Source organism: Paraburkholderia sediminicola (genome assembly GCF_046027355.1).
Taxonomy (GTDB): Bacteria; Pseudomonadota; Gammaproteobacteria; order Burkholderiales; family Burkholderiaceae; genus Paraburkholderia; species Paraburkholderia sediminicola_B.
The window spans coordinates 1-14,129 of record NZ_JAQQEK010000032.1; the positions used below are offsets into that span (position 1 = coordinate 1).

11 protein-coding genes are annotated in these 14,129 nt (G+C 57.2%); 7 read left to right on the top strand and 4 right to left on the bottom strand.

Annotated elements, in window-relative coordinates:
• On the top strand, positions 1 to 298 hold a 298-nt coding region (locus tag PQR42_RS36125; RefSeq protein ID WP_408495080.1), incomplete at its 5' end, for an electron transfer flavoprotein subunit alpha/FixB family protein.
• 422 nt (positions 299 to 720) lie between these two features.
• On the opposite strand, the gene PQR42_RS36130 is transcribed toward PQR42_RS36125, so the two are convergent.
• On the bottom strand, positions 721 to 1,539 hold the full coding sequence (locus PQR42_RS36130) for a peptidylprolyl isomerase (protein WP_408390609.1): 819 nt from the start codon (positions 1,537 to 1,539) through the stop codon (positions 721 to 723).
• Between the two features lie 202 nt (positions 1,540 to 1,741).
• A complete protein-coding gene (locus PQR42_RS36135) occupies positions 1,742 to 4,015 on the bottom strand; it encodes a beta-glucosidase family protein (protein WP_408390612.1) in 2,274 nt (757 codons plus the stop codon).
• Between the two features lie 754 nt (positions 4,016 to 4,769).
• Between PQR42_RS36135 and PQR42_RS36140 the strand changes: the two genes are divergently transcribed.
• A complete protein-coding gene (locus PQR42_RS36140) occupies positions 4,770 to 5,810 on the top strand; it encodes a phosphotriesterase family protein (RefSeq protein ID WP_408390615.1) in 1,041 nt (346 codons plus the stop codon).
• Between the two features lie 410 nt (positions 5,811 to 6,220).
• Here the strand turns inward: PQR42_RS36140 and PQR42_RS36145 are convergent, their stop codons facing one another.
• Positions 6,221 to 7,048: a TetR/AcrR family transcriptional regulator gene (locus PQR42_RS36145; RefSeq protein ID WP_408390618.1), complete on the bottom strand. Its 828-nt coding sequence runs from the start codon at positions 7,046 to 7,048 to the stop codon at positions 6,221 to 6,223.
• A 222-nt stretch (positions 7,049 to 7,270) separates the two neighbouring features.
• Between PQR42_RS36145 and PQR42_RS36150 the strand changes: the two genes are divergently transcribed.
• From PQR42_RS36150 to PQR42_RS36170, 5 genes are all read left to right on the top strand, one after another.
• A complete protein-coding gene (locus PQR42_RS36150) occupies positions 7,271 to 8,359 on the top strand; it encodes a porin (RefSeq protein ID WP_408214921.1) in 1,089 nt (362 codons plus the stop codon).
• A 74-nt stretch (positions 8,360 to 8,433) separates the two neighbouring features.
• On the top strand, positions 8,434 to 9,738 hold the full coding sequence (locus tag PQR42_RS36155; RefSeq protein ID WP_408390621.1) for an MFS transporter: 1,305 nt from the start codon (positions 8,434 to 8,436) through the stop codon (positions 9,736 to 9,738).
• 115 nt (positions 9,739 to 9,853) lie between these two features.
• On the top strand, positions 9,854 to 11,194 hold the full coding sequence (locus tag PQR42_RS36160; protein WP_408390624.1) for an aspartate aminotransferase family protein: 1,341 nt from the start codon (positions 9,854 to 9,856) through the stop codon (positions 11,192 to 11,194).
• A gap of 49 nt (positions 11,195 to 11,243) precedes the next feature.
• Entirely contained in the window at positions 11,244 to 11,687 is a 444-nt protein-coding gene (locus PQR42_RS36165; protein ID WP_408390626.1) for an acyl-CoA thioesterase, read from the top strand.
• 73 nt (positions 11,688 to 11,760) lie between these two features.
• Positions 11,761 to 12,684: a beta-keto acid cleavage family enzyme gene (locus PQR42_RS36170; RefSeq protein WP_408390721.1), complete on the top strand. Its 924-nt coding sequence runs from the start codon at positions 11,761 to 11,763 to the stop codon at positions 12,682 to 12,684.
• Between the two features lie 589 nt (positions 12,685 to 13,273).
• On the opposite strand, the gene PQR42_RS36175 is transcribed toward PQR42_RS36170, so the two are convergent.
• Positions 13,274 to 13,786, bottom strand: a complete 513-nt coding sequence (locus PQR42_RS36175) for a PH domain-containing protein (protein WP_408214934.1) — start codon at positions 13,784 to 13,786, stop codon at positions 13,274 to 13,276.
• Positions 13,787 to 14,129: the final 343 nt, after the last annotated feature.

A 14,129-nucleotide genomic window follows, 5' to 3' on the forward strand; every position in this document is an offset into this window, starting at 1 on the left:
GCTCGAACCGCTGGCGGACAAACTGAACGCAGCGCTGGGCGCATCGCGCGCAGCCGTCGACGCGGGCTTCGTACCGAACGACTATCAGGTCGGCCAGACCGGCAAGATCGTCGCGCCGCAGCTGTACATCGCAGTCGGCATTTCGGGTGCGATCCAGCATCTGGCCGGCATGAAGGACAGCAAAGTCATTGTCGCGATCAACAAAGACGAAGAAGCACCGATCTTCAGCGTCGCCGATTACGGTCTGGTAGGCGACCTGTTCACGATTGTGCCGGAGTTCGAGCAAATGCTGTCTTAAGCATACGTCGAAGGAAAGTCCAAGTCGGATGAGGTGACACGTGAGCAATTGGAATGATATGAGGCATCTCAGAGCGGCGGCAGCCTTAACCGCCAACGCCGAAGTTGCCTCCATTTGGCGGTGGTTCGCAGTGCTCCTTGAAGAACGGAGGATTCACCGGTGCTGCAGTGGCGACCGTTGGCTGGTGAGCGTTGACAAGCGGCACGTGGTCACGGATAACAGCTTCGATGAGGCCATCCGGATCGCGAGGGAAATCCCATCGTCGTAGCGCGCACGGCAGCGTGATCGACGCGCGCCGCATGACGATTCCGCAGGGCTCGATAGCACTCGTCGATACGATTCACACATGGACATCCGGTAACTGCAACCCTTCGTCACGCCGCCGCGAGTCGCGAGCTGACAAAGGAGGGAAGCGCTGCATATCATTGAATAGTTGCTTTGGTCCGAAGACTTTTCACCAATCTGTCGATGAGTGCCGCTTGCGCTTGCTGGTACAGCATTGGCTTCATCTCCTCAAGCGACGGGACCTTCAAAGGACGAGTGTCATCAAGCTTGACTACGTGGAATCCATATTCCGTTCTAACAGGTGTCTTCGTGTACTCACCCTTGTGAAGACTGGAAAGCACGTCAGCGAAAGGTTTGACGACCTTGCTGGAGGTGATCCAGCCAAGATCTCCGCCGTTGTATTTCGAACCTGAATCGATTGATTGCCGTGCAAGGTCCTCGAACGATGACCCCTTGTTGAGACTGGCGATGATTTTCCTGGCCTCGCTGCCTTCTTTCACGAGGATATGGCGGACCTTATATTCAGTGTTCCCGCCCTTCGCTTTCATGTCGTTATACATCGCCTTCAGTTGATCGTCGCTCACAGGATTTTTCTTGAGAAAGTCCTGTACATATGCCCTGACGATCTCAGTCTCCCAGGTTGCCTGGGCCTGGGCAAGCACTTTTTGCCTGGCTGCCTGCGCGCGCGCTGCAACGTCGGGATTCCGGTCGAATCCGACCTTCTCCGCATCCTGGTAGAGGACTTCACGGCGAATGAGTTCGTCTCGAACGCGATCCTTCAATTGGGGTGAGTCGGAAAAGCCCTGGGATTGTGCCTGACCAATGTAGAGATCGGCATCGACCTGCGAGACCGCCTTGCCGTTTACAGTGACGAAGGGTTTATCCGCGGCGCTTGCGGCTATGGAGACCGTGGTGCCGAGGAGAAGCGCCGATATCCATCGTGAGAGTGCTTTCATTCGGACGATTGAAGACGTTGGTTAGACCGACCTTGGTGGAATACCTGAAGCGCAATATCTACAGCATTCGAAACCCTCGTGCGAGGGTAGCGATTACGACTGACCCCGTAAGCGAAATATCGCCACGACGGCTTTGGAATTTCATCTCTCCCGCTGGATCTGACCACGGTTTAACCTGGTCAGATCCGACTACTGCGCAACGTTATTGTGTAATGGTTCCTGCGAGAGTAAGGCTGCGTGACGAGTTACCGACATAGAGGGAGTAGGAGCCCGTCGGGATCGTCCATTGCTGCGTGTCCTTATTCCAGGTGCCTAGCGGATGATTCGGAGCATTCGGATCGATGGTGATCGTGACCGTCTGCGAAGCACCGGAATTCAGGCTGACTTTCTGGAAGCCCACCAGACGCTTCGGTGGCTCACCCGCCGACGACGGCAGAGCAATATACACTTGAGGAACTTCCGCACCCGCTGTGGCCCCTGTGTTTTTCACGACTGCGCTTACAGTGAAAGTGCCGTTCGATCCAGGACTCACAGTCGGGTTGGTGATGGTAAAAGTCGTGTATGAGAGACCGAAGCCAAACGGGAATGCCGGATTCTTCCCCATTGCGTCATACCAGCGATAACCGACATTCAGCGCTTCCGTGTAGGTAACGGTCGGGCTTCCATTGATCGATACACCGGGGTACTGGAAGGGCGTAATCGAATCCATGAAGCCTTGACCCAGTTGCGGGAACGTCACCGGCAGCTTACCCGAAGGATTAGCAACACCCCACAGCAGATCCGCCACAATGTGGCCATCCTCTTCGCCCGGATACCACGCTTCAAGAATTGCGCCCGCGGCAGAAGCGCCGCCCGTCAGAATCGACGAATCCAGCGCTTCGGCCGCACTGTCCTTGAGAACGAGAACAGTGTTGATGTTGGCCGCAACGATGGTCCGGAACAAGGCGAGCGTGTTGCTGTTCTTTGCAGTGCCCGAGGTGGTAAGAGCGCTCGACTTCGGTGCGTACCAGTCGAGAGTATTGAGGTACTTGCCTGCATCGAGGGTGAGGCCAGTAGAGTCAGTAAATGTCGTCTGGTCAGCACCTTCCTCCGACATGGAGCCAGCCATGAAAACGACGACATCAGCGCCGGTCGCTGCCGTCTGGACGTCGGCGATCGACGCCACTGCACCATCGATCGTACCGGTCGTATTGTTATCATCGACGAGAGCAAGGCGAACCTGTGCGCCGGTATTCCCGAGGTTGGCGAGCGTGTCCTTGATACCCTGCACCGGGGTAACCGTGTACAGACCCGCAACGTCGGAACTCCCTCCGCCCGAACCCATCGGATGGCCAACGGAGCTTCCACCTGCAACCGCTTGCTGTGCGTAGACCTGGGTGGTCTTTCCGACCACAAGGACGTTTCGAACGGTCTTCTTCAGTGGCAATATGCCGTTGTTCTGCAGCAGCACGGCCGACTGTTCGCCAATCTGCCTGGCGATCGACCCGTCCGCTGTCGCGTTGATCGCCGTCTGTGCAATCGGTCGATCAAAGATGCCCGCACGGAACATCTGTGTGTATCGCCGGAGTAAGGCAGTGTCGATATCCGAAGTTTGTATCTGACCTGAGGCGAGAGCCGCGTTCAGCTTGGCCGGCGACCAGTTCGCCGGAGTCGGCATTTCGTTATCCATGCCCGCCAGCAGTGTCGGAGCAGTGCTATGCGCTGCAAAGAAGTCCGACTGTACGTAGCCCTTGAAGCCCCATTGACCACGAAGAACATCAGAAAGAATATGCTTTTGCTCGCACATCGAGAAGCCGTTCACCGAATTATATGAACACATGACGGCGCCCACGCTCCCGGATTTCACCGCCATCTCGAACGGCAGCATGTAGAGCTCGTGCAAGGTACGATCGTCGACGCTCTCCTGAATCGTCATGCGGTTCGTTTCCTGCTCGTTGGCCACCAGATGCTTCGCCATCGCGATCATGCCGTGGGCTTGCACAGCCTGGGTCTCCGCAACCCCCATGGTCCCAGTGAGATACGGATCCTCACCCATGTATTCGAAGTTGCGTCCTCCAATCGGCAATCTTGCCAGGTTCAAACCGGGGGCTTCGAAGACATGCAGGGCGAGATTGCCACCCTCGACACCGACCACGTTGCCAAACTGAGTTGCCACGGACGGGTCAAACGAGGCGGCCACCGCGATCGCCGACGGCAGGGCGGTTGCCTTGGCGGAGCTGGAATCCGTGTAAGCCGCAAACCCGGTGGCTGAAGGAGACACACAGTCATTCTGGCCGATGCCGACGGGCCCGTTGGTGATCCGCAGCGTGGGGATGGCATACTTGGCTAACCCGAGGATGTGACGGGCACCATAGCACTGCGGCAGCTCAGGAAGGATCCCTGGATTCGAACCAGCCAGTTGCTCTTCCTTATCAGCAAGCGTCATTGCGGGGACGAGCAGTGCCGCGCGTGCTTCCGGAGAAAGGGCGGTGTTCATCCATGGCATGGCTGTTGTATTAGACGGCGGCGCGTTCGAAGCCGTTGTATTCGAGTCATTACTCCCACCGCACGCGACCAAAAAGAACACTATGCTCGCGGCAGCTGCTGTCCGCCTCTCGACAATTCTCACAGACATGCTTTCTCCTCAGTTTTTGTGTGTGCAAAAGCGTTAAGCGCTCGGCTCATTATTGTGCTTCGTCATACTTAATAAAGTCTGATCGATGTTCTGTCAGTCGACCGCCCGGACGCGGCGTCAAGTTTCCGGGACGCGCGAAGTCGCTTCGGAACGCTAGTGATTTCCGATTTTCATTGCAGGCGTCTCACGCATTGTCGGATCGGTGCGGCGTAATCCCAACTCTCTGCTTTCTAATGGCTGAATCGTAGATCACAACCAGTCATCGGACGACTGGTGTTTACGCGAATCTATTAAATTCAAATGGTTATGTAAAACCACAGACGTCTGACAACTTGGGAAGCCGGCAGTGGGTTCCGCGCTACGCATCTGCTGATGCGTCGACCCTATTTCCACATGGACGTGCGCTGATGGAGAAGTCGATGATCGGTCTGGACGAGGTGACGACGGTTCACGATATGAGCCACGACCCTGTATCGCGGGGACGCTTCCGTGCTTATTGCGCGTAGGCATCGGCCGTTCAGCGGCGGCCGCACGCGCTCGGCGCATCCAATCAACAGTACAAATATATATTGTTCATCGTACAATGGTCGAGTGTTCAATAACTTGGAAAGAGCCCATGTCGACCGAATCGCGCAAGGGAAAAATCCAGACGGTCCTCGGATTGATCGAACCCTCAAAACTTGGCTCTACCTTGATGCACGAGCATCTGCTGATTGATCTCGTGCCACCACGGCTGGCTGAAGACGCCGATCATGACGAGGTCGAAATCGACCTATGCAACTGCTGGAAGATTACCTACGGTCAACAGCCATCGCTCAAAAATTATCGGCTAGATCAAACGGATGTGGCCATTGAGGAGGTCCAGGAGATGATGTCGGCTGGCGGTCGCAGTATCGTTGATCTGACCACGGGCGGTCTCAAACCCAATCCTGATGGCCTCGCAGCGATCTCCCGCGCAACTGGCGTCCACATCGTGATGGGCTGTGGGCACTACGTGCACGAATTCCACCTGCCAGCCAACGCGAAGAAAAGCGTTGATGACTTTGCCTCCGAGATGATCCACCAGCTCACGGAAGGCGCGTGGGAAACGTCGATACGGGCGGGCATCATCGGCGAGATCGGCTGCCAGTCGCCGTGGACGGATCAGGAAAAGCGTGTAGTTCGCGGAGCCCTGATCGCGCAACAGGAAACCGGCGCGGCGATGAATCTTCATCCAGGACGGCATCCCGATCAGCCGAAGGAGCTCGTCGACGCAATCAGGCAGATGGGATACACGACCGAGCGTGTCATCATCAGCCATATAGATCGCACGATATTCGACGAAAATCGACTGTTTGAACTGGCGGATAGTGGCTGCGTAATCGAGTTCGATCTGTTCGGGTGGGAGCAGTCAGCCTATCCCATGTCCGACATAGATATGCCGAACGACGCGGGCAGGCTGCGCATGGTCCGGGCTTTGCTGGACCGCGGTCATGCCGAGCAGGTTCTAATCAGTCACGACATCTGCACGCGGACGCGTCTTGGTCGATACGGCGGCCACGGATACCAGCACATCTTTGCCAATGTGGTGCCGCGCATGCTACGCCGGGGCTTCACTCAGGCGGAGGTTGACCAGATCCTCGTCACAAATCCGGCTCGACTACTTACTTTCATCTGACCGCTATCCGACTGCGAGATTGTGAAGCGATGCGTTCCTGGTCCATATCCACTTCAGACCGGAACGCATCGGCGTACGCCAAATAAGCCACTACTCAGTCGACGAACGCGCCTGAATTTACCTCTGCCTCAAGAACCTGATTAACCGGGCGACTACGATGCCCCGCGCGATCAGATTGCCGCACCCTCGAGAAGGCCGCGTGTACGGCGACGATCCAGATCGGAATGGCGAAAACAGACGTCTTGATGGACGCGGTCAGATACATGGTTACCATCATGAACACGATGAATAGCAGGCTCAGATAGTTTGAAAGCGGGGAAAGCGGCGCCTTTCTTACGCGACAGAAATAAGAAACGCCCCACCAGTTGGGGCAGATATCCGCAAATGCGTGCGCCGGGCGCTCGCCGCTCTCATTGCCGCGACAGCACCTGTTCCATGCCGGCGATTGCGACTTCCACATAGACGGTAAAACTGGAATCCATCGGCGCTTCCGTCCCGTTCTGCCAGCGAACAATGAAGGCGCGGTTGGCCATCGCAGGCAAGTGCCGCGCAAGTGTCGGAAACTCCAGCGCGCGGATGGCATGCGCCTGTTCCTGGAGTTGAGCTGCCCACGTCGCAGGATCGTCTGTGGGCACCGAAGCGAATTCGAGGGTTGAGAAGCCCACCATTGTTGCGATTACAACGTTGTACATCTCGACGATTCTCGATTCATGACACCCGGCAGCGATCAGCACGGAAAGAATTCGATCGATCATCCGGGGGCTGAGACTGGAGTTTGCAACAAGCTGTCCACCGACCAACTGGGCAACGTTAGGATGGCGCCGCATCACGTCTCTACAGCGCGAGAACAGGTCGCGAAACCAGTCTTGCCAAGGCCCTTCGCCCGTCTCCGGCGCAACGTCGGCCATCGTTGTCTCTACGACGGAGGCGAGAAGATCGTCGCGCGTCGCAACATGCCAATACACCGCTGCTGGGTATACCCCCAAGGAACGAGCGACATCTCGCAGGCTGAAACCCATCACACCATTGCGATCGATCTGCTCAATGGCGGCGGCAACAATTTTTTCCTTGGTAAGCGCTTCGCCAGATGCGCCCCCCCTGGGGGCCCGCGTTCGCACCGCAGTTGCGGATTTACTCGCGGGAGCGCGCCCGCTACCCGTCTTTGTCGCGGGTCCTGCCTTCTTTCCTTTCACCACCTTGCCGTCAGCGCGCACCGTCTTTCTGATTGAAGTTGTCATTCCTTTTCCGGTCAAGTTTGAACGTCACGCCTTACGTGAACAAGAAGACCATTGTAAGCCGAACAATGGGTCGCCACGTCAAAGTAGCGTTTTTACGCAGTTGCAATGTATTTTTAGTCGACGTATAAATGATCATTGTTCAGTGAACAATGATTAAAAAGACATCGAACTGCCCGGTAGGACGTAGGCAGCACAACTCTCGACAACGATCTGGAGATCAAGGTGAAAATAGGAATTCTCTGCGGCGCAGTCGCTCTCGGGCTTGCAGGTGTGGCACACGCCCAATCCAGCGTGACCCTGTACGGCGTCATCGATGATGGCCTGACCTACGTCTCGAACGTGGGAGGCAAGCACGTCTACAAGATGGATGACAGCGTGAGCCAGGGCGATCGCTTCGGGTTTAAAGGCGCGGAAGATCTGGGGGGCGGCTGGAGGGCGGTATTTAACCTGGAAGGCGGCTTCAACCCGAACACCGGTGCTTCGAGGCAGGGAGGACTTGTATTCGGCAGGCTGGCATTCGTCGGCTTGGCAAGCTCGCAATACGGTACCGTTACGCTCGGCCGTCAGTACGACCAGATGACCACCATGCTGTTGCGATTCCACTCCGGATACACGACGGTAGGCATCTACAACCTGAATCCGGGCGATCAGGACCGGATATCGGGTGAGTGGCTTGACAATATGGTGACGTATGCAAGCCCCGACATGGCGGGCTTCAAGGTGAACGCGCAGTACAGCTTCAATTCGCAGTCCGCACCCACTACCAACTATGGGCATGCCTACAGTTTCGGCGCAAGCTACGTCCACGGTCCCTTCAGTGCAGGCGCGGCCATCACCGATATCCACGACTACTTTTTCTCGCCTGGCTCCAGCCTTGGAGTCTCGACATTCTTCGGTACACCGCTGGCGGCTGCGGCAACCAGCGTCGCAGTCAGGGAGTTCCGCACGGCCGGCGCTGGTGCCGGGTGGGATTTTGGGAAATTTGGCCTTTCCGGTGTCTACAGCAATACGCGCTTCGATAACGGAAGCAGTTCGGAAACCCTGCAAAGTCTGAATGCCGCTGCTCGTTACTGGATCCTTCCTGATCTGGAAGTCGCAGGTGGTTACACGTACTCGAAGATGGCCGAAAGCAAATGGAATGAGTTCGCCCTCACGCTCGACTACCTGCTGTCCAAGCGCACTGATATCTACACGTCGGCCAACTATGAAAAAGCTATCGGGGCGGGCACCGTGGCCAACCTGGTGACCATCGGCCCGTCCGGTAACGACCGGCAGTTGGCGCTTCGGGTTGGTATGCGCCATCGGTTCTAATTAAACACGAGCTTCATCGGGCGTCAGCCAGGCACGTCGTGCGCACGGTCGCACATATCAAAAGGATTGGAATCGTGAATCTCGACACCACAGCGCCGGACAATCCGGCACATATCACTTCGGCGCCGCGCGCGCAGCAACGCAAGGCGATCCTTGCAGGGATCTCAGGTTACGTTCTTGAGTGGTTCGACTTCGGCGTGTACGGCTTTCTCGCGCCAATCATCGCCAAAAATTTCTTCCCATCGGCCAATGAGTACGCCTCCCTCCTCGCATCTTTTGCGGTGTTCGGAGTGGGCTTTGTCGCCCGTCCGATCGGAAGCCTCGTTCTCGGCCGCATGGCCGATAGACAGGGGCGTCAAAAAGCACTCTCGATCACGATGCTTCTGATGGCGGGAAGTACAGTCATGATCGGCTGTTTGCCTTCGTACGCACAGGTAGGTCTGCTAGCGCCGTGTCTTCTCGTACTCGCGCGACTGATCCAGGGTTTTTCCGCGGGCGGGGAGTGGGGAACAGCAGCGGCCTTCCTCGTCGAGTGGGGCGGCAAGTCGCGCCGCGGATTCTTTGGGTCTTTCCAGCAATCAAGCATTGCTGCCGGACTACTCCTCGGCTCGGCGGTTGCCGCAACCATGGCAACACTCCTTCCGGCAGAGTCTTTGCAGCAATGGGGATGGCGTGTTCCATTTTTCCTGGGCGCGCTGCTCGGCCCGCTCGGCATGTATATGCGCCGGAGCGTGCCTGAGTCCCCTGCCTATGAAAAGGGCTCGGCTCACAAAATCGCCGCACATCACGAAGTTCGGGCTTTTGCTCGGGCCGTGTGCCACGCGTTTTCATTTGTGATTTTTTGGGCTGTATGTTCCTACATGGTCTCAGTCTACATGCCTACGTTTGCGGCGAAGTACGGACACGTAACCAGACAGCAAGCCCTCTGGACAAGTACAGCCTCGCTCGCGAGCGTCATCGTCCTGGCTCCGCTGATGGGATTTCTGTCTGACAGGGTAGGTCGGAAGCCGCTTCTTCTCTCAAGCTGTCTCTTCTTCCTGCTGCTCTCTTATCCGCTTTACGAAAAGATCGTTGCAACCGAATCATTTACCACATTCTTTTGGCTTCAATTGCTCATGAACGTGATGTTCGCGATGTACTCCGGGCCTGGGCCGTCGGCGATTGCTGAAATGTTTCCGACCCACGTCAGGTCGACCGGGGTCTCTTTCGGCGGCGCAATGGCAATCATCCTCGGGGGATTTTCCCCTTTTCTCACAACATGGGTCATCGAAGGGACCGGCTACGCGCCTAATGCGGGATGGTTGCTGGCGATCTCGGCCCTTGCCACTCTACCGGCCCTTGTTTTCATGAAGGACCGGGCGAAGTTGGAGCTCGAGTAAACTGGATGTATTGTTCAATGTACAATAAACTATTGTACATAAATCCGGGTGGTGCGCTGGCACTGCTTTCACGACCGCCGCGCGCTGTCCCCGTCGTCCCTCATTTCGTACCATCATGACCCAAGACCTGATCAAGTTGGATCCCACACCGATTGCCGAGGCCGTCGCGAAAGCTGCCGAAGTTTATGCTCAACATAATCCCGGAAGCGCGTCGCAGTACGAGCAAGCCGCCTGCGTCATGCCGGGTGGCAACACGCGGTCAGTCCTGTACTACTCCCCGTTTCCTTTGGCTATCGCTCGAGGGGACGGTTGCCGGCTCTGGGACGCGGATGGTCACGAATACATCGACTTCATCGCCGAGTTCACGGCGGGTATCTACGGACACTCCAACCCGGTTATCCGGCGAGCGATCGATGGTGCCCTCGACGGGGGTATCAATCTGAGCGGGCACAACCTGCTCGAGTCGAAGCTCGCCCGACTGATTTGCGACCGCTTCCCATCGGTCGATATTGTTCGTTTCACCAACTCCGGCACCGAAGCAAACCTGATGGCTATCGCCGCTGCCAAGGTGCACACAGGGCGCTCGAAGATTATTCTGTTCAGCGGTGGCTACCATGGTGGCGTGCTCACTTTCGCGAAAGGGAACAATCCGGTCAACGTCCCGCACGATTTCCTGATCGCCCGGTACAACGATCTAGAAAGTGTGAGAGCGCTGTTCGAATCTCATCCGGGTGAAGTCGCGGCAGTGCTCGCCGAGCCGATGCAAGGGGCATCTGGCTGTATTACCGCCGACGAACAATTTCTGGCAGGTTTGCGCAAGTTGACGTCCGGGAACGGCGCGCTGCTCATTTTTGACGAGGTGATGACCTCCCGTCTCTCTCCAGGTGGGCTTCAGGAAAAATTTGGCATCCACGCGGACCTCACGACACTTGGGAAGTACATCGGCGGGGGCATGTCGTTCGGTGCATTCGGGGGGCGCGCTGCAATCATGGATCAATTCGATCCGCGCAATCCGCATGCGACACCGCACGCAGGCACATTCAATAACAACGTCCTGACGATGGCAGCCGGAGCAGCGGGCCTGTCTGAGTTGTACACGCCTGCCGTTGCGACGGAATTGAACGCGCGCGGCGAGCAGATGCGAGCCCGGCTTAACTCGATGTGCGCGGTACGGGAGGTGGCGATACAGTTCATCGGGACGGGGTCGCTGTTAAATCTACAGGCCGGCACGCATGAGATCCGCTCGGTCGAAGACCTGCTGCCGGTAGGCAATATCCTTAAGGATCTGTTCTTTTTTCATATGGTCGAACACGGCATCTATCTCGCGCGCCGGGGCTTCATCGTGTTGAGCATGCCGATCGGCAACGAAGAAATCGAACGATTCATTGTGGTGTTCGGCCGTTTCCTCGATCGATATGCCGACATTCTTCGCGCCGGCCAGGTGATCGCACATTGAGCTTTATAGAAACAGGTAACCACTCTCAATCTGCATCGGGAACACCGTCGTGAAAGCTCCTCACGAGTACGAATCGAAAAAGCTCATCCGGTTTCAGCACTGCGACCCTGCCGGAATCGTCTTCTACCCACAGTACTTTGTACTGTTTCACGAACTGATCGAGGACTGGTTCAACGACGGACTGGACGTCAACTACGCCGACTTGATCGCGGTGCAGCGACTGGGTGTGCCAACTGTGCGGATCGAATGTGATTTTGTCGCGCCAAGCACCATCGGTGACACGCTCCAGCTGCGGCTGGCAGTGAGAAGAATCGGAACGAGTTCAGTCGCCCTGACGCTCACGGCATTTTGGAACAACGAACTGCGTGTGCGCATCGAACAGGTCATCGTGCTGTTCTCGCTCGAACGCCGCGTGCCGGTGAAGATCATCGATGATCTGCGGCGGCGGATCGAACGCTTTCATGTCCCCGAACAGGAAGAGCCGTCGCCATAACGATCTGAAATCCCGTATGTCGAAACTCGACGATCGCTGGAACCCAACTCAAAACACTTCATGGAGACTCAGCATGGCTACCAACAAGGTTATCGTTCTCGTCGCCCCGACGGGTGGCATGGCGTTCAAATCACAGAATCCCCATCTTCCCACGCAGCCCGCCGAAATCGCGCGGGATGTCTACGACTGCTATAACGCCGGTGCCAGCGTGGTCGCGGTCCATGCACGGCTGCCCAACGACGAGGCTACCTGCAACGCCGATATCTACCGCAGCATCAACGAGCAGATCCGCGCGAAGTGCGACATCGTCATCAACAACTCCACTGGCGGGGGCGTTCACGGCGACATGATTCGACCGATCGAAGGCGGCATGTGGGACACCGTCTGGGAGGAACGACTCAAAGGCATGGAAGCCGGTGCCGAAATGTGCACACTGGACGCCTGCACGTTCGTGGCCAGTTTCGGCGGCAAGGAAGTGCTGCTCAATACGTCGCCTTCACGTTGCCGTTACCTCGCTGAAGAAATGAAGAAGCGCGGGATCAAGCCGGAATGGGAGGTGTTCAGCCCCACCCATATCGTGCAGGACGTCAGCACGCTGATCCAGCTTGGGCTCGACGAACCACCGTATGTGATCAACATGGTAATGAATGCGCATCGCGGGTTCCAGAACGCGATGCCGTATAACCCCAAGTCGCTCCAGTACATGGTCGATCTACTGCCGAAAGACAGCATCTTCTGCGTGAGCGGCATCGGTCCGGCACAACTGCCGGCGAGTGTGAACTCTCTGCTGCTGGGCGGACAGATTATCCGCGTCGGCCTTGAGGACAACCTCTACTATCGCCAGGGGCAATTGGCGCGCAACGTCGAACTCGTTGAACGGACCGTGCGCATTCTGCGCGAAATGGATTATGAGATCGCGACTCCGGCTGAAGCGCGCCAGATGCTGGGCCTGCCTCGTACCGACACGCCGGCACGTCCGCAGTTCTCTGTAGCGTAACTCGCTGGGTGGGAGCGTTCTTCGCTCCCACAGGTCAGACACGGAAACACGAAACGGCTGATCAAACCGCATCCCGTCTCGTTGGCGACACCGACCTGGCGGCAGCGTCATGAGCTTCTATATGCCCAAAGGCGCTGTCCGTTCGCCGCGTGTAGCGCGCGGCGAGGGCGTTTACCTCATCGACGCCTCTGGCGTGGCAAGCGTCGAGATGGCTTGTTGCGGAGCGGGAGTCAGGTATTCGCGAACAACAAACTCAGCCTTCCGGTGGGTTTCGTCTGCCCATTCCCATCCGCGAGCAGATACGGGCGCTCGCGCGGTTTGCCGACACGAAACACCACTGCGGGCTTCGGGTTCGATGCGTTTGGGCACGGCTCGGCACCTCGATTCCGTGTATACGGAAAAATCGTCGATGCCTCTGGTGCATGACAGCAGTCCGCGAAAACAAAAAACCCCGTAAGACGTTGATCTTCGCGTGCCGCCAATGGCGGTGGTGCGACGTTCCCGCGGAGCGTGCACATTGCATGAGGCGGCACGCGGCCAGTATGGGACGGTCAACAAGACCCGTCAGTTGTAAACCGATGCCGCCTGTTCAAACACTCTGCGCCAGAGAGTACCCAGCGGCGTTCGGATCATATGTGTTGCCCCGCTCCTGATGCATGGCAACGACCTCGGCAAGCCTCCTACCGACCTGGTCAGCGCCCCTGATGCCCGGCAAACGCCTCACGGGACGAGTTGCATCGTTGGTCGTTAGAATGATCGTGCCGGCGCCGAACAGGCGCTGCCACCAGGGGTGGATCGACGTGACGCGCTGAATCCGGGAAATCTCGAGAATTGATACACGGCGATGCAGAATACCTTGAGTCCAGGTAATCCGCGCGGTATCGATGACGATTCCGGTGAACGCGGTCTTGGCGAACGGCAATCCGACACCGATCAAAACCGCAGCAGCTTGTGCAAGCAGCACATGCCACTGAAGCGGGAAAGAGTTGGACGCGTAGACATGTATAGCGCCAATCATTGCCATGACAGCGCTCCCCTTCAGGATCGCTGCAAGGTTGCATGCCTGCGAGGGAGCGCCACTGAAAATTACCTGATTGGCCATCGCACATGTCCCTTTTTCTGACCCACGGACCATTTGTCCGTCGAAAAAGGCAGCGCTGCCTGATTCGGTTGCGCGTCAGCGAATAGAGTGGCCGGCGGCAATGCAGCGATTCTCGCGCCATGCAGACATGCACGCCGGGTTAGTAGCGCATGTTTCAAACGTCCGGTGGCGACGCAACGCATCGTCGACGCATCGACTGTTGAAACGAACATAGTTGAGTCGCACGCCACTGTCTTGAAGTCGTAGCGCGACTTGATACCTATGGTGCGCCAGTATAGTCTTTATGACGAGTATCGTCTGCGACGTACGCACAGAGCGGTGAGTGCTGCACACAAGGCCTAAC

Coding starts and splice junctions, on each gene's coding strand:
- PQR42_RS36130 (WP_408390609.1), bottom strand. CDS start 1,539: ATGAAAGCACTCTCACGATGGATATCGGCGCTTCTCCTCGGCACCACG.
- PQR42_RS36135 (WP_408390612.1), bottom strand. CDS start 4,015: ATGAACACCGCCCTTTCTCCGGAAGCACGCGCGGCACTGCTCGTCCCC.
- PQR42_RS36140 (WP_408390615.1), top strand. CDS start 4,770: ATGTCGACCGAATCGCGCAAGGGAAAAATCCAGACGGTCCTCGGATTG.
- PQR42_RS36145 (WP_408390618.1), bottom strand. CDS start 7,048: ATGACAACTTCAATCAGAAAGACGGTGCGCGCTGACGGCAAGGTGGTG.
- PQR42_RS36160 (WP_408390624.1), top strand. CDS start 9,854: ATGACCCAAGACCTGATCAAGTTGGATCCCACACCGATTGCCGAGGCC.
- PQR42_RS36170 (WP_408390721.1), top strand. CDS start 11,761: ATGGCTACCAACAAGGTTATCGTTCTCGTCGCCCCGACGGGTGGCATG.
- PQR42_RS36175 (WP_408214934.1), bottom strand. CDS start 13,786: ATGGCCAATCAGGTAATTTTCAGTGGCGCTCCCTCGCAGGCATGCAAC.